Genomic DNA, 19095 nt, shown 5'->3' with positions numbered 1-19095 from the left:
CGGTTGCCATGAACCTTCAAAAAGTAAGCTTTAAAAATAAGGATGGACAAGATTTAGTAGGTAGATTAGAACTGCCCGCCAATAGACACCCGCATAACTTCGCTATTTTTGCCCATTGCTTTACTTGTACCAAAAACCTGACTGCAGTGCGTAATATCAGTAAAGCTCTAACTGCAAATGGATTTGGAGTTTTACGTTTTGATTTTACAGGTTTAGGCGAAAGTGAAGGTGACTTTGCCGATACTAATTTTTCAGGTAATGTTGATGACCTTGTTGCCGCTGCAGATTATTTAGAGAAGAACTATAAAGCTCCTAGCCTGTTGGTTGGCCATTCGCTTGGTGGTACAGCCGTTATTTTTGCTGCGGGAAGAATCAATTCTATAAAAGCTTTGGCTACCATAGGTGCTCCATCAAATCCGGTTCATATAAAACATCTTTTAAAAAGTGGTATTCCAGAAATTGAAGAAACTGGAAAAGCAGTTGTGAATCTTAGCGGAAGAGATTTCACTATCAAAAAGCAATTTTTAGACGATTTACAACATCAGCCTCTTGCCCAAATACTAGGCAAATTGCGTAAGCCTATCTTAATACTACATTCTCCACAAGACGGAACCGTTGAAGTTAAGAATGCAGAAGAAATTTACCGTGCAGCACATCACCCTAAAAGCTTTGTTTCTTTAGATGGCGCGGATCACCTGCTATCCAATAAAAGAGACTCTTTTTATGCCGGAGAGCTTATCTCCGGATGGGCCAAACGTTATTTAACGCTGGATACCGAAAAACAAGAAGAGCCTAAAACAAAACACCAAGTAGTAGCTAGTTTAGACCACGATGATGGTTTTTCTACCCAAATGAAAGTTGGTAACCATTTTATGACCGCAGACGAACCTATTGATGTGGGCGGTAATGATTTTGGGCCATCACCATACGAATTGGTATCTGCCGGCTTATCTGCCTGTACCGCTATGACCGTACAGATGTACGCCAAACGTAAGGGATGGAAAATAGATAATATAGAAGTGCATACTTCTTATAGTAGAAGTCATGCAATAGATTGTAAAGAATGTGACCTGGATTCTGCTAAAATTGACACTTTTAAAAGAGAGATAAAACTAACTGCGGATTTAGACGAGAAACAGAAAAACCGCATTCTTCAAATTGCTGATAAATGTCCGGTTCACAAGACCTTACATAATGAAACGCAGGTCATAACCACCTTGATAGCATAAGCGATTCCCAATTTTACTTTAAAGAACTACAATCGTGGAGGTTTTTATGTGTTAAAATCATCTTATAGTCAAGTCGATATGCTTATAAGAATGTTTAACTTTGAGGCGAAACCTAAAAATTCACAGGGAACATGAAAAAAATTAAACTTATAGCCCTTGGGCTACTGTTAGTTGGTGCTTTTAGTTGTAAAGATGCCAAAAAAGAAAACACAGAACAGAGTACAGAAGCACAAGCTGCAACGGAAACGTATAGCTTGGTACAAGACTCTACAAAAGTTAGCTTTACTGCCTATAAAACAACTGATAAGTTACCGGTTGGTGGTCAGTTCAAAAAAATAAACATAACTAAAGCTGGTGAAGGCGATACTGCTCTTGAAGCTTTAAACGGAACTGAATTCAGTATTCCGGTAAGCAGTTTATTTACAAACGATGCTACTGGAACAAGAGATCCAAAAATTTTGGAATTCTTCTTTGGTGTAATGGACAACACAGAACTTATTTCAGGAGTATTTAAGGTTGCAGCAGATAATACATGTTCTATTGACGTAACCTTAAACGGAAAAACTGAAAACATAGCACTTTCTCACAAAGCTGTTTCTGATAACGCACTTACTTTTGATGGTGTTATGGAACTTGAAAACTGGGATGCTCTTGATGCTGTTGCTTCAATAAACAAAGCTTGTGAAGCGTTACACACTGGTAAAGATGGTGTAAGCAAAACATGGAGCGAAGTTGCTGTTCATGCAGAAGTATTACTTCAGAAAAACTAGGATTTTAGAGAGAAGACGTTAAGTCTCATCAATAAATTTCAATTAAAAAATCCACTTATCAATCTAATTTGATAGATGGATTTTTTTTGTGCCCGCAATTTTTTTGACGCAATAAAAAAGAATCATGCCGCATACGCTTATGTTGGTTGAAAGACCCTAAATTTCTTATTACATTTCACCTAAATCTTAAAACATCAATATTATGAAAAATATAAAAATAGGAGTTATTGCGATACTCGCATTGACGATGGTAAACTGTAAAGAAACCAAAAAGAACGCAGCCGAAACAACAGATGGCCTGAACAACAGCGTGGACCAAATGGAATCAAACGTTAATGAAATGAAAGACGATGTTATGGGCGAGACCCTTACCGTAATGATGACTTCCAAAAGCGATAGTGACATGAACGGCGAGATTACTTTTACCCAAACAGATGGTGAAGTTGATATGAAAGCAGTTTTTACTGGTCTGGAAGAAGGTTCACATGCTATTCACTTACACGAAAATGCCGATTGTTCTTCTGACGACGGTAAATCTGCAGGTGGACATTGGAACCCAACGGACGAGCCTCATGGGAAATGGGGAGCAGAAGAAGGATACCATAAAGGTATAGGAAACTTCACAGCTGATGCAGATGGTAATGCTACGGTAGAATTTTCTACGGACGAATGGTGTATGGATTGTGATGATGAAAATAAGAACATTATAGGTAGATCAGTAATCGTACATAAAGGTCAAGATGATTTTACTTCTCAACCAAGTGGAGATGCTGGTTCTAGAATAGGCTGTGCCGGTATTACCAAATAATATAACATTTACACTTTAACTTTAAAAACCGCTTTCTGGAGCGGTTTTTTCTATCTTTAACAGAATCACTAAAGAAAATATGGATTTAGATACATTGGTTGTTCGCTTCCAAAAAAAGGACATCCTAGCTTTTGAGAAGCTCTACGACATGTATTGGGAAAATATCTGCGGCGTTGTTCATACTATCGTGAAGGACAAAGGCTTGGCCGAAGAAATTTCTCAAGATGTCTTTGCTAAAATCTGGAATAATTCAGACAGCTACAACCCTTCTAAAGGGCGATTTTTTACGTGGATTCTAAACATTGCCCGTAATGCGGCAATCGATAAAGTGCGATCAAAATCCTTTAAAGACCAAAAAAAGAACCTGTCTGCAGATTACTTCGTAGGTATTCTAAACAGGCCGGATAGTACCGAAGAAAGCAAAGAAGAAATAGATACTTCCGCACTGAAAAAATTAGTACTCAACCTAAAGGAAAAATGTCTTGAAATTATTGAAATGCTTTACTTTAAGGGATACACCCAGACAGAAGCATCTCAGGAGCTAGATATTCCACTAGGTACCGTAAAAACAAGAAATAGAAGCTGTATTTCTCAACTACGGAAAAATGTTACGTTAGAATGGAAGTAGATAAATACATAGCATCGGGAATTTTGGAACTCTACGTAGCGGGAACGCTCACGGAAGAACAAAATGTGGAAGTATTTCAGTATGCTCGCGAGTACCCTGAAATACGAGAAGAGATTTTGGCTATAGAAGCTTCTATCTTGGCATTGACCAAATCGGTTGCTCCCAAAATGGCCAAAAGAAAAGGATTTGACGATGTTAAAGTTCGTATTGGAGAAAGAAAAGATACTAAGGTTGTTCAGTTTCCTAAAGAAAAATCTAATTGGAGTACCTATACCGGTTGGGCCGCAGCCATTTTATTGGGTGTTGGTGTTGCGTGGTTCTACAATGAAAATACACAACTTAAGTCAGACATTAATGTTGTTGAACAACAGAAGCAAATTTTGGAACAACAGATCTTTGAGGCACGCGGGTCATTGGCAAGCAGCAACGAATTATTAAACAAATTAAGGGATAAAGATATAACCCTAACTCCGTTAGGCGGCCAAGAGGTATCCCCTACTTCATATGCAAAAGTATATTGGAACAAAAAAGAAGACAAGGTTTATATAGATGCCCAGGATTACCGGAACCACCAGATGGTATGGTATACCAAGTATGGTCTCTTAAGCTAGACCCTTTAACACCAACAAGTATGGGTCTTTTGAAAGATTTTACCGAGGATGAAAACAAAATTTTCACTTTGGACAACCCTAATCAAACGGAAGCTTTTGGTATTACACTTGAGCCTGCGGGTGGTAGTGAATCACCAAATCTAGAACAACTATATACCTTAGGAGCAGTTGCTTCTTCCTAACAGAATTATCACTTAAACTTAAAAGAGCTTTACATTAAAATGTAAAGCTCTTTTTATTTGTGTCCCTTGGTTAGTCTAAAAGACCAAAAACGACTTATATATCTTTTTTCACCTTGTGAACCGCCATTAATTTAACCATCCACTTTGGCAAGGGTTTTTGAGGATTCCGTGTTTTTAAATTTATAAATACACCCAACTTCTTAAAAACAGGAACGCGGTGGGTTTCTACTAATTCAATTAATGTTCCGTCTGGATCTTCCATATAAGCAAACCTTCCTGCAGCGTCACCCATATCAAAACTATTGGCGCTGTCTACCGTAAAAGAATGACCTGCTTCTTTTGCCTCATCCCTTAGAAAATTTAAACCAGAGACATCAAAACAAAGGTGTATAAAACCCAAATCTCCCCAAAGTCTATCTTTAAATATCGTATTCGGAACTCTGTCTAGTGCTTGTATCAATTCTATTTGAGACGGACCATAAAGCTGTCCAAAACCACCTGAGTGTCTATTACTTCTTGTTAGCAAAACTCTCCTAAAATTATTACCATGTCCATTTGATAACTCCTCAAAAACACCAGAAGAATCACTTACAACCGTATCATACCCTAATAATTTATTATAAAAATAAAGTGAAGCATCCATATCAGAAACACCAATTATAACACCTAATATGCCTCCGGAGTCTCCTTCATTTTTGACAAACTTGTACTGTTCATCAACTACTTGTACTTGGTTTCCCCAAGGGTCTTTAAAGTAAAAATGATTATCGAGTAGTATCTCAGACAACTCTGTAGCCTCTGCATCAGTAAGCGTTTTATGTATTTCCTTTATTCTACCCGAACGAATTTTAATTGTGTTAATACCCAAATCTCCAAACTGAACAGGATTTGTAGGTGGCTGTGGTTCTCTATTTTTAAACTGCCAGATTTCTAGTCCCCCGCCACCGGCCATATTCAATGCTAAAATTGCCTGCCGTTGTTCTGCGTTACCCGCAGTATATTTCGTCATTAGATTGGCCGTAGCCAAATCATTAAAAACCATAATATCAAAACCCAAATGGGCACGGTACCAGTTGAAAACAGCTTTTACATCTGTAACGCCAATACCTATCTGTTGAATTCCGTTTATGATTTTCTGCATGCTAAAAAATTAGGTGTTATGCTGATAAGGCATTTTGAGAAGTTTGTTATGTATGGATTTCAGTGTTTCCGAAGAAATCCCCAATTTAAATAAGACTACAAGTAAAAAATTAGAAAGGTTTACGCGCAGGTATGAGTTACTTTCATACTTTCTTGCAGAAACAATCAAATCGTTATTTATAATCTTATAAGGTATTTTGTTTCTTTTCATTCGCTTGAAAAACTCAAAATCTTCCATTAGCGTTTGGTTTTCATCAAATTTGCCAAGATTCTCAAAAGTTTGCTTTTTAATAAAAAGACACTGGTCTCCTCCTCCTGTGAAAATACCATCCTTAGCTGTAAAGGAAGCATTTATATCCAACCAAAAACTTTCCTTATCAAATCGATACGAGAAAAAACCAGCCTCGTAATCCTCATTTAAAGTATTTTCTATATCATTTAGAAAAGAAACAGGTGGCCTCACATCTGCATGCAAAAAGACCAACACGTTACCCAAAGCCATAGATGCCCCCGTATTCATTTGTACAGACCTTCCTTTTCCTTGGCAATTAACGAATTTTACATTAGACGCCACCTCCAAATTTCCAGAGCCATCTGCACTATCACAAGACAACATAACAAGTACTTCAAAAACTACGCTACTAGCTTCAGAATTAAGCATTGGCAGTAGTTGAGAAAGATTTTGTCTTTCATTGTGCGCTGGAATAATAATAGATATCATAGTGTCTTTTAGAAATTCTTCAAGGGATTAATTAAAACTTTAATAAAGTTACCCTTGTCAAACACATCTACGTAACTTTAAAAGAAAGGTTTCAAAAAAAAGTCGACAAAACCTCGGCATGTACTATTACGTATATAGCAATATTACAACTCTAAAGCATAATCCATGAGCGCAATCAAATATAAATATCCTGTTATTTTATTCCTACTAGTATTATCGATTTTTCCTTCATATAGTCAAATAACTAATAGTAATGTTTTGAACCTTAATTCCCTTTCGGAGAATTTTTTAACACGGGTACACAACAATCAAGATACCAATGAGCTAAGAGCGCAGTTATACAGTACAACACTAGAAGAACTAGAAGTGGGTTTAGATACAGATGAAAAGAAACTTGCCTTTTGGATTAATGTTTACAATGCATACATTCAAGTGGTTTTATCTGAAAATCCCGATAAATACAATGACCGCGGCACATTTTTTAGTTCCGAACAGTTACCTATTGCCGGCAGACTTATTTCTTTTGAAAAAATAGAACATGGTATTATTAGAAAGTCGCAATGGAAACTGGGTCTTGGTATGATTAGAAAATGGTTCCCGAATAAATTTGAAAGAAAACTAAGAGTAGATAATAGAGAATATCGTGTACATTTTGCCTTAAACTGTGGAGCAAAAGATTGTCCTCCAGTGGCCATATATAACGCAGACACTTTAAATGAGCAACTAAATAAAGGTACAGCCGCTTATTTGAGTAAGACATCTACTTATAACAAGGAAACCGGAGAAGTATATGTAACATCTTTATTTAGCTGGTTTAGAGGTGATTTTGGATGTAAAAGCGGAGTGAAAGATATTTTAAAGGAATTTGATATAGTACCAACTACTAAGAACATTGACCTGAACTATAAAAGTTACGATTGGACTTTGGACTTAGATAACTGGATAGATTTTTAGACTCTTTACTTAAAATGCCTCTTTTATGGTAAAATAAAAGTTACCACCTTCGCTAGACATGCCATAATCTGCACGTATACGAACGCCATCTCTTTTATTGATGATATATCTTAGTCCTACACCTGCTGAGTTTTTATAAGCGGAAGAAGAAAGGCTTTTAAAAGCCGGAGCAACCGTACCTGAAGAACCAAAAACAGCTCCTCCAAATCTACCTGCAATAGGAAATCTATATTCTAGCGCCATACTTAACTCAGCATTATCTTGAAATCTTCTATTATTAATACCTCTAGTTCTATCAGAACCCAAGTAAAACAAATCATAAAACGGCGTACTCTTACTACTGCTACCTAAAAACAAATTGGCAGCAATTACCTGCTTTTTCCCTACTTTTTGATAAAAGCGGTTATCCAATTCAAATTTTGAATACTCAAAGCTAGACCCTAAAATTTTGCTAGAGGTAAATACATTAGCTTGAATATAAAATCCTTTAGTTGGAAAAAAGATATTATCTCTAGTGTCATAGAATGCTTGTAACCCTATATTAGATACGGTTCCGTCCTGCTTTATGGTACATCCGAAGCTTCTAGAATTCCACCTTCTTCAATTTTTAAACTACTAAAATTGTCAAACTCATACCCCAGCCCTAAGTAAAGGTTGGGCCACACTTCGCGCATTAAAGCCAAACGTGCTCTAGGAAAAGTTACTTCATATACTTCTTCATCTTCCTCTTTGCTATCTATTCCTACACCAAAAAAGTTATAGAAATACTTATAAAAACCAAGCTCTCCCAACAAGCGCCATTTTTCATCATCCTTATAAAATTCAAAAGGCATGTAAACTAAAATTTGACTTTTTGTGGTATAACTGACTCCCAATTGTAATGAAGAAGGTCTGGTCTCCCTTTTTTCATTTTTTAGCCAAAAGTTGGCAATACCAATACCTCCGAAGCCAAAAGCCGTTTCGGGTGTATAAAAAGCTACAGGAAAAGCAGAAATTTTTAAATGTTTTACAATGGAGTCTTGACTAGTTTGCTTCTTCTCTTGAGCCATAATTAAGCTCATGCAAAAACAAAGTAGTAATAACGGTATTATTTTCTTTGAGTTGGTCATTCTTTTTTAAGGATACCTTAAGTTTTAAAAAGTAATTGATAATCGTTTATGATGGGGTAATTTAGCACCGTATTTGAAGAACCGATATTCCATATGCATAAATTACTTGCTTTAAAGAAAACCGTACTTATTATTTTTGGTGTACTAAGTGTACTGGCGGTATTGTCCTTGGGCAATTTGAAATTCTCTTTTGACTTTAGTCAATTTTTTCCAGAAGGAGACCCTGATCTTGTGTTCTACAATCAGTTTATAGAAGAATTTGGTACAGATGATAATTTTCTACTCATTGCCGTTGAGAATGATTCCACTGTTTTTAATCAAGATTTTTTGCAACGGTTTGATGCGCTTTCCAAAGAAGCACGGGAGCTTCCGTTCGTAACCGAATCACAGTCACTTACAACACTTTTCTATCCATTAAAGACCTCGTTTGGTTACACCAAGCTTCCTATCATACACCTTAACGATTCCACTAAGTACACGTCTGACCTTAATAAAATAAGAGAAGACAATCTATACGTAAATGCACTAATAGATGAAAAAGCCACGTCTTTAGTACTCGCATTAGAAACAGAGAACAAATTAGATTACGCGCAAAGTATTATTCTATTGACCAAGGTTAGGGCATTACTGGATAAACACAATTTAAAAAACCACCATTTATTAGGACGCTCCTATTTCTATGAGGCTATTGTAGCCATGCAGAAGCACGAAGTTATTGTAAGCAGCATTGCTTCTATTCTGCTCATATTTATTGTGCTGTTATTAATTTACCGCAGAATACTAATTGTTCTTATTTCTCTTTTTTCTATAACGATAGCACTTTTACTCTTTTTAGGACTACTGTCCATTTTAGGAAAGGAACTGAACGCTATGGCCGCCTTCTACCCTATTTTAATGCTCATTGTGGGTACTTCTGACGTAATCCATATCGTAGATGATTATTTGAGTAAACTTAAAACTGGACTAACCAAAGAGAACGCCCTTTTATCCACATTAAAAGAGGTTGGAACCTCAACGTTATTGACCTCGGTAACTACCGCAATAGGATTTGCTTCTCTTTTAACCTCAAAATCCAGTAGTATAAGTGATTTTGGTATGAATGGCGCTTTAGGAGTCTTAACAGCTTTTATTACGGTCATTTTCTTAACCAGTGCGCTCATATTGCTTCCAAAGAAAGAGCAATTATTACCAAAGAAAGAAGTATCTACAAAATGGCCCAAGCTGCTGTCCGGTATAAATAATTTCACAAAGAAAAGACACAAACCCATTCTATACATTAGTTTGATATTCACATTTGTCTGTGCCTATGGAACTACATTAATTGACACCAACTATCAAATAAAAGAGAGCTTACCAACCAACAGCCCAATTGCAACCGATTTTAAATTCTTTCAAGATAGCTACTCAGGTTTTAGACCGTTGGAAGTTGCCGTAATGACCCAAGGCACCAGTAAAATATCTGATTTTGAAGTGATTAAACAAATAGAACTTGCTGAAAATCAATTGAAAGCCGAGTCGCCCATAAGAAATATTCAATCCGTTTCAACCCTGTATAAAGCTTTGAACAAAGCTCATAACTTAAACAAAACGGATTATTTCACCCTACCAAAAGACAAAAAAACTTTTGAGATTTACCAAGGAGACATTAAAAAAATGGCTCGTAAACAGTATGGGAAATTCGTAAATAAAAACGAGACAAAATCTCGCATAAGAGCTAGGGTATTGGATGTTGGTACAGATACCTTGAACCAACTTTACAAAAGGTTTGATAATTTTACCGCAACACGAACAGATTCCTCTCAGGTAAAATTCAAATTAACGGGAAGCGGTGTTCTTTTAGACAAAAACTCATATTACATTCAAGAAAGCTTAATAACCGGGCTTTTAGCGGGATTATTAATGGTTGCGCTTATTATGGCACTACTATTCAAAAATTTTAAACTACTATTGATTTCTCTACTTCCAAATTTGGTTCCGCTTCTATTTGCCGGAGCTTTGTTGGGCTATTTGAATATCCCGCTAGAATCTACTATTTCTGTTGTTTTTGCCATTGTATTTGGTATTGCGGTAGATGATACTATTCACTTTTTAGGAAGGTATAAATTGTGTAGGGATAAAGGATTGGATAAGGAAGCTGCGCTTGATATTACTTTTGCGGAGACAGGTAGAGCGTTGATTATAACAACCATGACGCTGTTCTTTGGCTTTTTAATATTGCTCTTCTCTGATCACGCACCTAGCGTAACCATTGGTTTATTGGTAAGTGTAACCCTTTTAACAGCTTTGGTATTAGACTTGCTCTTATTGCCGGTCTTAATCCGCTCGTGGTTAAAATAGAAGTGTCAAGTTGATCATAAACTTATATCTACAAGAATTTTACCAGTAGATAAAAACTTTCAAAACAAAACAACCTGAATAGCAGTAGGCTTATTAGCTCACTGTTATTATTCTTAGGTGAAAATTGAGATTTACTGTTTTTCGGTCTTGAGGGATTTTCTGAGTGCTTTGCGGGCTACTATAATTCTATACAATACAATAGACATAAATGAAAGCCAAGCGAAGAAAAGGAAGTACTCCATAATAATACTAGTTTTGGGGACTATTTAGGTTAAATTACTTTTATTCAAGATATTATTAAAATACCATAGAATAGCACATACTTAATTTGGAAGATAAACATAGTAATTACTTTTGTAATTTCCTACACTAAAGTTAAAAAAAACACAAATAATTTGCTTTTTTCGTCAAGAGGGAATCTAACTTTCAGTTGAAATCTTTTTGAAAACCACTCTAGCACAAGACCTAAATCATTATCAGACTGTTACGTACAGAAACTTAAACCTCATCTTTATATCTATAACTTAGATATACTCTTCTCAGAAGATGGTCCTAACTCGTAAATAGCCTCAAACAACTCAGTTTTAATGGCTTGAGCCTTCTCAATATGTCCTGTTGCCTTATAAATTTCAGCAGCATAGACTAGCACAGCGGGCTCAAAAGTTTTTCCTTCAATATGCTCTTGAACAATTTCTAGCGCCTTCTCTTTGTCGCCTTTTTTAAAGTGACTATATGCTAATAAGCTATATGATTCTGGTGTAGGCCTATTTCCCACTTCTTTTCTAGACAATTTTAATGCCTTATCAAACTGGTCCGTTCTATCTAAATACAGCGAAACATTATAAGCGTTATACATATCTCCGTAATCAGGGTTTCTAACCAATTTAAAATAGGTTTCAAAATTGGAAAGACTTTTTAAATCATCACCCATGAAATCTGCAATTTCAGCCTTAAGTAAATAATAGTCTGGCGCCTTATAGTTCTTGGTAACAGAATCCAAAATACGCATTGCTTCATCTGCTTTCTTTTCATGAGAAAAAACTATCCAAGCAATTCCTTTCTTTGCATACGCATTGCTTAGTCCAACGCCAATGCTTTTAAATAATGCCGATAAGAATCTTCAATTCTTCCCGCATGTCCGTAATAGTCAGCAAGATTTGTATAAGCCCATAACCTTAACCCTTTATTTTTTGAATCTTCAGCTTTCTCCTTTGCCTTTTCCATAAACCTGATGGTAGTAGCTAAATCGCCTTTGTGGTCATTCCATTTAGATAATCGTATTAAATACCCAAAATCATTCATGTTCTTTAAACTATCCAAATATTTTTGCGCTACATCATAATTGCCCAATTCCATATTCACATCAAACATAAGCCCAAGAGTTTCATCAACGCCACTCTTTATTGTACGTGCAGAATCCGCTAGTTGCGCAGCTTCCCTAAAACGGTGTTGTGAAATATAATTCCTTGCCAAAGCCCTATAATAACCCGCCTTCCCTATAGCCGCTATAGTTACTGCCTTTTCCAAAACTTGCTCTGCCTTTTTTAAATATTGAATATCACCCGTATTCTGAAAATAGCGGTTATACTCCCCTCCTACGATACCAAAACTCATTAACTGAGAACTATCCGGTAATATCTTGTTATTCCAAAGTTCAAAATATTTTGAAGTGGTCTTTGAAGAACTTGATGCCAAGTACTTATTATAATCATCCTTATTGGTCAAGAGATTTTCAGTCTCTGTTTTGCATGATGAAAGAAAAAGCAACACAATGCACATGGAAAGATATTTCATACTTAGATTTTTATGGTTTGATATTGAATTTGATTTGATAAAAAGGGGAGGATGTAAATACCATCCTCCCCACCCCTTCTTTTTCATAGACTTACGTCTTATTCAGGAGACCCCAAATACGGGAATGTATCTGTTGGATTTGCAGTAATGGCAACACCATCCGAAACCAATCTTGGAAAAGTCCCCACACCTTCTACTTCTTGACCATTGAAACGTGCTCCATCTCCTCCTCCAAAAAGAAGGATTAAAGAAACATCAATAACATCATCCTGTGGTGTTCTTCCCGTAAAACCAATAGCGCCTTCAAAATTAGGTGCACCGCTACCTCCGTTAAAATAAGTAGTTGGTAAATCCGGAGCTACTTCTAAAACATCGTTCGCTAAAACAGTAGTTAAAACCTCTGCACTAACAATGTTATCCGTAAAACCATCCTTATTGGGACCGTTAAGAATATCTCCTAAAATATTAGGCTGATAATTAACATCTTCTGGGTCAAGGCCTAACAATTCTGCATACACATCATGCAAACCTTCCAATCTATTTTCAAAATCTTTTTGATAAAATTCTGCGATAGTAGACGGCACTGCTTGGTTGTATGAGTCTTTAAAATCAGGAATACTCAATACTGTATTTATACCCGGTCTTCCCATAAAGTCTACTTGAGCGTATGTACCTGAGAAATCTGGAGGTGTAACCATCATTTCTCCACCACCTTCTTCGCATGGCGCGCAAGAAGTACCACCGCAATCAACTCCCGTTTCTGTACCGTTCATAATACCATCCGTACAACTGGTTTCTACCGTTTCTAAAGCGTCATCATCATCACAGGCAACGAACATAGTAGCTGCGCAAAGTGATAAGAACATGTATTTTATAGTATGTAATTTCATTGTTTTTTAATTTTAAGATTAGTTATTATTGTTTTCTATTGGTAGTTACCCAAGTCTTGTACACTTTTAAGCCTAGAACGTTCGTACCGGTAGTTTCTCCCAAAATGCTATTTGGAATTTCTAATACCAAAGCCATAGTATTGGCTCCGTCAAAAGTATCTACAGCTTCACCTACAGGTAAGAATCCTTCTGGTGCAGTACCACCAATAACCTTATTGAACTGTCCAAAGTCAAAAAAGAAAGCATCTTGTCTTGGTCCGGCAAAAAGAGAAATACCGGATTCCGTTGTTGTAGTTAAAGCACTTTCTGTAGATATTGCTACTTGCCCTAATGGCGAACCGATCATTACCTCACTACTCTTACCTTAAGGTGTTAGGAATAGCCGGGCCAAAGAAATACATGGTGTCTTTTCTAGGAATAGCCTGAATAACCAAATCTTCGATTAAATCGTTATTGGTGTCAATATTAATCTCTGTTAATACATTCTCGTCAAACGTACCGTAAGTTAAATCCTCAAGTACATTTGTTTGTAGGTCTACTATAAACACAGTGTTATCTGGATTGGATGGCGATTCAAATCCGTAGAAATCAGCAATGTCAGCTGTATTTCCTGTAGTGCCTTAAGCATCAATATGATCCGCTGCTACTAAAACCGCACCAACTACGGCCAAGATTCCCATGCCGAATAAAAGTTTTGTCTTTTTCATTTTAAAGTTTTTAATGATTATTAATTCACCCCTACTTACGGGGCTTTAGTTAGGAGGTTTGGTTTTAAATGTTAAAATAATGTTAAAACAAAAGAGAGGCTTTTTTAGCTTCATCTATTTAATTCTAAAGCCCTAAACAATTATTAAAGCACTCATTATTAAACAAGTGACAATAATTAACGCTGTAAATTCTAACCTTTTTAAAAATGAGCTGTTAAATAGGATTCTACTTTAAATGCGGTTTTCGTTTGCTCATTTTAGCGTAATTTGGCGCTTCAATAACCATTACCCTATGAACCCTTCAGCCGCAGGTTGGATCAATAAATTCGGTTCGCTTGCAGAAAAGGAGCAGGACCTTTATACGGATTTCGATTCGCACTACTGCGATTTAAGAAATACGGGGTTCGTCTATGGCATTAACATGGAAATTCCGGAGTTTATAGTTCCGGAGTACAAACTCTCTGAAGACGAGAAGGCTAAAATCAATCTACTTCATGCACTATATGGCATCTACAGGTTAGAAACCAATGAAAGTGAGTTTGAGCCTTTTTTAGAAAAGACATTTGAATTTTATAAAGTACTGAAGGTTGGTCATTTTTCATTTCTAAGCAAAATGCTTACCGGTTCAACCACACCCGCACGATTAGAAAAACTCATAGAAGCTAGGGTGTCGTTAGGTGATAGCCTTATCAATAAGACTTTTAGCAGCGTAATTACCAACTCTCTGCTATTTATTGATGTACTGCTATTCAAATGTTATTTGGGCGACCCTAGAGATATCCGGGAACAGGCTAAGCTCATGGAGTACTTGACCATAAATATCACCTACCATGCCTTAAGTTCAAAAGAGACAAACAAAAGCGATGAGCGTCTAGCGCTATTGTTTGCATCCTCTCTAACGTTTATAGAAAGTGATGCACAGGATTTTGATGGCTCTTATCGTCAACAGTTACTAGAAAAACGTTCCGAAATAGAAAACCGATATTTTTTAGATATTGCCTGCCTTACGGTATGGGAAGATAAATCTTTGGAGTACCAAGAATCTGAATTCATTTTTGGGCTCGGAAAAGACTTGGGATTAAAAGAAGACATCATTACCAGTTCTCTGGATAAGATAAAACTGTTCTTTCAGAAAAATTCAAAAACGGTACCTTTTTTGAAGGATACCAATCTAGCTATTCAGTTTTATGACAACATGTCTAAAATGGTAAATAAGCTAATTTTAAGAAATAGCAAACGACTACAAAAAGAACTAGCGGAAAGTAAAGAGTTGGTTTTTCTTATTTCAAAATCTACTATAAAAGACCTTACTCCAGAAGAGAAGAAAAAGGTTCAAAAGCAGCTTATAGATATCTTTAAAAGTATACCTTCATTGGCTATATTTTTACTTGGAGGTGCAGTACTTCTACCTATTTTCATAAAATTAATTCCAAAACTATTACCTTCTTCTTTTGATGAAAATCGTATAGAAAAGTAGTTTTTTTGTTAAAAAAGCCACTATAAGAAAAATCTATAGGTGATATTAATAAATTTTAAATCAGATTATTAAGCTATTTTACTCCAACCATAACTTAAAGTCCTTAACACGATCTCTACTCACAATGATTTCCTGCTCCTGAAAGTGATTTAGCTTAATTTGAAGCCTAGAATTCGTATATGAAACAATGTCCTTTATATGGTTAATGTTGATGTAAAATTTACGACTTACCCGAAAGAAAGTTTTGGGTTCCAATTCAGTTTCAAGGTTCTCAAGAGTGGTATCCAAAAGGTAATTTCTACCATCTGAAGTAGCCGCATACGTCCCTTTGTTTTCACTATAAAAAGACTCTACTTCGTCTGCATTTATAATTTTAAGATGTTGCCCTACCCTTGCCGTAAATCTCTTTTTGTATTCGCGTTCTAATGGGTTTACCAAGAGGTTTTTGATGTCATCAAAATTGAGTGTCATATTCTTTACCTCAGGCTTGAACGACTTATATTTTTTAACAGCCACCTCCAATTCCTCATCATCAATGGGTTTTAACAAGTAATCAATACTATTCAGCTTAAACGCCTGCAAAGCATATTCATCATAGGCAGTGGTGAAAATAATAGCGCTTTTCACCTCTACAGCGTCAAAAATCTCAAACGAAAGTCCATCTGAAAGCTGAATATCCAAAAAAATCAAATCAGGATGTGGGTTATTTTGAAACCAATTAATAGATTCCTCAACCGAATGCAACATCTGCGACACTTCTACATCTAAATCTAATAATAAACGTGACAATCGCCTTGCTGACGGCTTCTCATCTTCAATAACAATAGTCTTCATATTTGGTTTGGTTAGTTTTTATAAAATTGACTACGAATACTTTTTCATTTCGTTTTTATCAGCATCCATGTACTTTTGAATTTGACGTTCCTCCCAAGCCTTACTAAAAAAAGGATTATAAGAAAACACCTTAGCCCCATGAAAAAATACTCCTACTCCCCAAAAGATAAAAGTAGAGAAGGTTCCAAAATTAAAGAATGCCTCCACAAAACTTTCACCGTTACCCATATTACCAACAACAGCTCCTGTTATTACCATAATGTTCACTATCACAAAAACTGCCAAGTGAATATAAAAACCTTTTAACTGTTCTATTCTTTTTTTAGCTCTAACCTGCTTACTTCTTCTATTTGACGATGCTACTTCCATTTTTATATTTTTTATATATTAAAACCCAACTAAAACAAAGACTACTGCCACTTTGTTCTTTGCTCATCTTCTTGCATAAATTCCTTTATTTTTCGCTCTTCCCAATCACGTCCAAAAAAAGGATTTCCACCAAATGTTTTTATAGCTCCAATAACAACACCTATACCCCAACCAAAAGCAGCCCACAAAAACCAAGCATACGCAAAACCGTTGGTGTAGTAATTTATAGCAGCCAAGAAACTTATGACCACTACATATGAAATTAAGCCATTATAGAATTTTTTCTCTGCCTCAACTCGTTCTTTCGCCCTAATATATTTACTTTCTCTTTCCATGATTTAAATGTTTTTCTAGTTATTTATTACAAGTTCAAATTTCGTCAAAAGGGTCTTGTTTTTAAAATGTTACTTTCTGAACTGTAATTTTTTACGACTGAACCGTAAACTTTAAGTTTAACTCTTTAAAAGATATTAAATGCCAGTTTAGAAATTATCATCATCCATATATTCCCGCATCTTTTTCTCTTCCCATCGCTTACCCCAAAGCGGATTCGTTCCAAAAGCCTCCATGGCATGCATAGCTATCCCGAAACCCCAGCCGATAATAGGAAAAATTACCCATGGAAAACTAGTAGTTCTATAATTTAAATATGCCAAACATGGTATTACAATGCAGTAAGCCAGCAGGTTTCCATAAAACCCTTTAATAGCCTCTACACGTTCTTTTGCTTTCTCATAGCGTTTGTCCTGAATATACTCTTGTTGAATTTCCATAGTCGAAATTTGTTTTAAAAGGATAGGCAACCTAACACTGAACTCGGTCGCCGTTTTATCAATCTGAACTTTTCTATCCGTTAATAGCGCATAGCGCTCTCGTATGTTATACAACCCAACACCACTACTTTTTTTAACCACTTGTTTCTCCTGAAGGTTATTCACCACAACGAGCTCGCCATTTTGCTCAAAAACCTTTAAATGCAAAGGCTTACCAGAAGTAACCACATTATGCTTAACAGCGTTCTCAATAAGCAACTGAAGTGATAGGGGAACAATCTTTGAATCCGGGTCCTCACTCTCTTCCAGGATGTCAAAAACAATACTATCTTCAAACCGCATTTTCAAAAGCCGAACATATGTTCTAGCGAATTGTAGCTCCTCATTTACAAGAACCAAGTCTTTACTCTTTTGTTCAAGTACATACCTATAAACCTTTGATAAGGAAGATGTAAACTTTTGTGCCTGATATGGGTCTTCCTCAATAAGACTAGACAATACATTTAAGCTGTTGAATAAAAAATGTGGATCTAGCTGATTCTTTAAAGCATCAAATTTTGCCGATGCCGTATTGGCTATTATTTTCTGTTCTTTGACCCTATTTTCTTGCCTAAACCTATAATAATAGATAGCATAAAAGATCAAAGCAAAACCTAAAGAAATTACTGTAGAACGTAAATAATTTTCTGCTGAATGATACGCTAGAGCCTCCTGAATAGACTTATCATAAAGCGTCACCATAATAACAGAAGTAGCTACAAAGACACCAAAACATGAAATGACCACATTACCCAACACGGCAATAGTCATTCGCTTAAGAGTATAGATGTTTCTTTCAAATTTTTTCAAAAGTGAATAAAACCAATACATATTTACAACGTACAACACTATTGAAAATACCATATTGGTGAAATATTCTCTCCATACATCTTCAAAAATCAAATCAAATCTTTGCTCATTGGTAAAATACCAATACGCATTAAACCCAAAGAAGACTATATTACCAATAATAAAACCCCGAAAGAGTTCTTTTAAAATTCTGTTGCCTCCCATTTTTTACTGTTTTCTAAAAAGTGCTAACTCCTATTTCTTATGAGTACAAAGATGCCTTATTGGGCCACCCTTTTAAAATGAATACTACCCAACTGTAGATAAACCGCTCCAAACTGCAATCTTCCTCCACTAAAACGGAACACCACACCCTTGCTTTATAGTCCCAATTACAAAAGTGCTGTGCGCACTACCTATATTATTCACTGCTCCCAAGGTGTTGATTACAAAGTCCTGATAATGCTTCATATCTCGCACAAGAACTTTTAATCTAAAATCATAATCCCCGGAAATATTATAACACTCTGTTACTTCTTTTACAGCTCGAATATCATTAACAAACTGATTACCAATAACTTTTGTGTGTTGCTTTAAGGTAATGTCGCAAAAAACTATCAACTCAAGACCCATTTTTTCAGCATCCAATAAAGCCGAATAACCTGTAATATAACCCTCTTTCTCCAATTTTCGAACCCGCTCATAAACTGGTGTTGGGGATAGATTTACGGTAGCCGCTAGTTCTTTTGTAGTAATATTTGAGTTTAATTGAAGCTGCTTTAGTAACTCCAAATCGGTTACATCTAAATTTTCCATAGATAAATCGTCTTTAAAATGCCCATCGGAAGGCCTTCGCTTTTCGTTTACACTTTAAAAATACCCATTTACAGTTAAATAATCTTAATTAAGTTTAATATTATGGATAAAATAACCT

At 35.9% G+C, this 19095-nt stretch carries 23 protein-coding genes; 9 read left to right on the top strand and 14 right to left on the bottom strand.

From position 1 onward, the window contains the following. The first annotated feature begins 8 nt into the window (after nt 1–8). The 6 genes from Q5W13_RS16560 to Q5W13_RS25235 all read left to right on the top strand — a co-directional run bounded on the left by Q5W13_RS16560 (nt 9) and on the right by Q5W13_RS25235 (nt 4228). Nucleotides 9–1229, top strand: coding sequence for a bifunctional alpha/beta hydrolase/OsmC family protein (locus Q5W13_RS16560; protein ID WP_304443763.1), 1221 nt, complete (start codon nt 9–11; stop codon nt 1227–1229). A gap of 131 nt (nt 1230–1360) precedes the next feature. Continuing rightward, nucleotides 1361–1999 (top strand): hypothetical protein, encoded by a 639-nt coding sequence (locus Q5W13_RS16555; protein ID WP_155595761.1) that lies wholly within the window; start codon nt 1361–1363, stop codon nt 1997–1999. A 202-nt stretch (nt 2000–2201) separates the two neighbouring features. Continuing rightward, complete coding sequence (locus tag Q5W13_RS16550; protein ID WP_304443762.1) at nt 2202–2807, top strand: superoxide dismutase family protein; 606 nt, start codon at nt 2202–2204, stop codon at nt 2805–2807. A 79-nt stretch (nt 2808–2886) separates the two neighbouring features. Beyond that, on the top strand, nt 2887–3435 hold the full coding sequence (locus Q5W13_RS16545) for an RNA polymerase sigma factor (protein WP_155595759.1): 549 nt from the start codon (nt 2887–2889) through the stop codon (nt 3433–3435). Beyond that, nucleotides 3426–4046, top strand: coding sequence for an anti-sigma factor (locus Q5W13_RS16540; RefSeq protein WP_368662290.1), 621 nt, complete (start codon nt 3426–3428; stop codon nt 4044–4046). The genes Q5W13_RS16545 and Q5W13_RS16540 overlap by 10 nt, the downstream gene beginning before the upstream one ends. Then, nucleotides 4016–4228, top strand: coding sequence for an anti-sigma factor domain-containing protein (locus Q5W13_RS25235; protein WP_368662289.1), 213 nt, complete (start codon nt 4016–4018; stop codon nt 4226–4228). The genes Q5W13_RS16540 and Q5W13_RS25235 overlap by 31 nt, the downstream gene beginning before the upstream one ends. Nucleotides 4229–4322: 94 nt before the next feature. Here the strand turns inward: Q5W13_RS25235 and Q5W13_RS16535 are convergent, their stop codons facing one another. Together Q5W13_RS16535 and Q5W13_RS16530 are read right to left on the bottom strand one after the other, a co-directional pair. Then, nucleotides 4323–5369 carry a VOC family protein gene (locus Q5W13_RS16535; protein ID WP_304443761.1) on the bottom strand — a complete coding sequence of 349 codons (1047 nt, stop codon included), beginning with the start codon at nt 5367–5369 and terminating at the stop codon, nt 4323–4325. Nucleotides 5370–5378: 9 nt separating this feature from the next. Further along, on the bottom strand, nt 5379–6089 hold the full coding sequence (locus Q5W13_RS16530; protein ID WP_304443760.1) for a TIGR04283 family arsenosugar biosynthesis glycosyltransferase: 711 nt from the start codon (nt 6087–6089) through the stop codon (nt 5379–5381). A 165-nt stretch (nt 6090–6254) separates the two neighbouring features. On the opposite strand from Q5W13_RS16530, the gene Q5W13_RS16525 reads away from it, so the two are divergent. Next, on the top strand, nt 6255–7043 hold the full coding sequence (locus Q5W13_RS16525; RefSeq protein ID WP_304443759.1) for a DUF547 domain-containing protein: 789 nt from the start codon (nt 6255–6257) through the stop codon (nt 7041–7043). A gap of 9 nt (nt 7044–7052) precedes the next feature. On the opposite strand, the gene Q5W13_RS16520 is transcribed toward Q5W13_RS16525, so the two are convergent. Together Q5W13_RS16520 and Q5W13_RS16515 are read right to left on the bottom strand one after the other, a co-directional pair. Further along, entirely contained in the window at nt 7053–7583 is a 531-nt protein-coding gene (locus Q5W13_RS16520; protein ID WP_304446532.1) for a BamA/TamA family outer membrane protein, read from the bottom strand. Between the two features lie 23 nt (nt 7584–7606). After that, entirely contained in the window at nt 7607–8104 is a 498-nt protein-coding gene (locus Q5W13_RS16515; protein ID WP_304443758.1) for a hypothetical protein, read from the bottom strand. Nucleotides 8105–8245: 141 nt separating this feature from the next. Between Q5W13_RS16515 and Q5W13_RS16510 the strand changes: the two genes are divergently transcribed. Beyond that, a complete protein-coding gene (locus Q5W13_RS16510) occupies nt 8246–10489 on the top strand; it encodes an efflux RND transporter permease subunit (protein WP_304443757.1) in 2244 nt (747 codons plus the stop codon). A 517-nt stretch (nt 10490–11006) separates the two neighbouring features. On the opposite strand, the gene Q5W13_RS25230 is transcribed toward Q5W13_RS16510, so the two are convergent. The 5 genes from Q5W13_RS25230 to Q5W13_RS25215 all read right to left on the bottom strand — a co-directional run bounded on the left by Q5W13_RS25230 (nt 11007) and on the right by Q5W13_RS25215 (nt 13769). After that, on the bottom strand, nt 11007–11498 hold the full coding sequence (locus Q5W13_RS25230; protein WP_368662288.1) for a tetratricopeptide repeat protein: 492 nt from the start codon (nt 11496–11498) through the stop codon (nt 11007–11009). Nucleotides 11499–11566: 68 nt separating this feature from the next. Then, nucleotides 11567–12283 carry a tetratricopeptide repeat protein gene (locus Q5W13_RS25225; protein WP_368662287.1) on the bottom strand — a complete coding sequence of 239 codons (717 nt, stop codon included), beginning with the start codon at nt 12281–12283 and terminating at the stop codon, nt 11567–11569. A 98-nt stretch (nt 12284–12381) separates the two neighbouring features. Next, nucleotides 12382–13173 carry a DUF4331 family protein gene (locus tag Q5W13_RS16500; RefSeq protein WP_304443756.1) on the bottom strand — a complete coding sequence of 264 codons (792 nt, stop codon included), beginning with the start codon at nt 13171–13173 and terminating at the stop codon, nt 12382–12384. A 25-nt stretch (nt 13174–13198) separates the two neighbouring features. Continuing rightward, complete coding sequence (locus tag Q5W13_RS25220) at nt 13199–13519, bottom strand: DUF4331 family protein (protein ID WP_368662286.1); 321 nt, start codon at nt 13517–13519, stop codon at nt 13199–13201. Nucleotides 13520–13532: 13 nt separating this feature from the next. Then, on the bottom strand, nt 13533–13769 hold the full coding sequence (locus tag Q5W13_RS25215) for a DUF4331 family protein (protein ID WP_368662569.1): 237 nt from the start codon (nt 13767–13769) through the stop codon (nt 13533–13535). A 403-nt stretch (nt 13770–14172) separates the two neighbouring features. On the opposite strand from Q5W13_RS25215, the gene Q5W13_RS16490 reads away from it, so the two are divergent. Next, nucleotides 14173–15357, top strand: a complete 1185-nt coding sequence (locus Q5W13_RS16490; RefSeq protein WP_304443755.1) for an LETM1-related biofilm-associated protein — start codon at nt 14173–14175, stop codon at nt 15355–15357. Nucleotides 15358–15435: 78 nt separating this feature from the next. Here the strand turns inward: Q5W13_RS16490 and Q5W13_RS16485 are convergent, their stop codons facing one another. The 5 genes from Q5W13_RS16485 to Q5W13_RS16465 all read right to left on the bottom strand — a co-directional run bounded on the left by Q5W13_RS16485 (nt 15436) and on the right by Q5W13_RS16465 (nt 18977). Then, nucleotides 15436–16191, bottom strand: a complete 756-nt coding sequence (locus Q5W13_RS16485; RefSeq protein WP_038232219.1) for a LytR/AlgR family response regulator transcription factor — start codon at nt 16189–16191, stop codon at nt 15436–15438. A gap of 30 nt (nt 16192–16221) precedes the next feature. Then, nucleotides 16222–16560, bottom strand: coding sequence for a 2TM domain-containing protein (locus Q5W13_RS16480; protein WP_304443754.1), 339 nt, complete (start codon nt 16558–16560; stop codon nt 16222–16224). Nucleotides 16561–16601: 41 nt separating this feature from the next. After that, complete coding sequence (locus tag Q5W13_RS16475) at nt 16602–16895, bottom strand: 2TM domain-containing protein (protein ID WP_155595748.1); 294 nt, start codon at nt 16893–16895, stop codon at nt 16602–16604. A gap of 147 nt (nt 16896–17042) precedes the next feature. Continuing rightward, the gene (locus tag Q5W13_RS16470; RefSeq protein ID WP_304443753.1) at nt 17043–18386 is read right to left on the bottom strand and encodes a 2TM domain-containing protein; all 1344 of its coding nucleotides are present in this window, start codon (nt 18384–18386) and stop codon (nt 17043–17045) included. A gap of 129 nt (nt 18387–18515) precedes the next feature. Next, a complete protein-coding gene (locus tag Q5W13_RS16465; protein WP_304443752.1) occupies nt 18516–18977 on the bottom strand; it encodes an Lrp/AsnC family transcriptional regulator in 462 nt (153 codons plus the stop codon). Between the last annotated feature and the right edge of the window lie 118 nt (nt 18978–19095).

The sequence above is a fragment of the Zobellia laminariae genome, assembly GCF_030553095.1.
Lineage (GTDB): Bacteria > Bacteroidota > Bacteroidia > Flavobacteriales > Flavobacteriaceae > Zobellia > Zobellia laminariae.
Note: the sequence above shows the minus strand (reverse complement) of the source record. Positions and strands in the feature narration are given on the sequence as shown.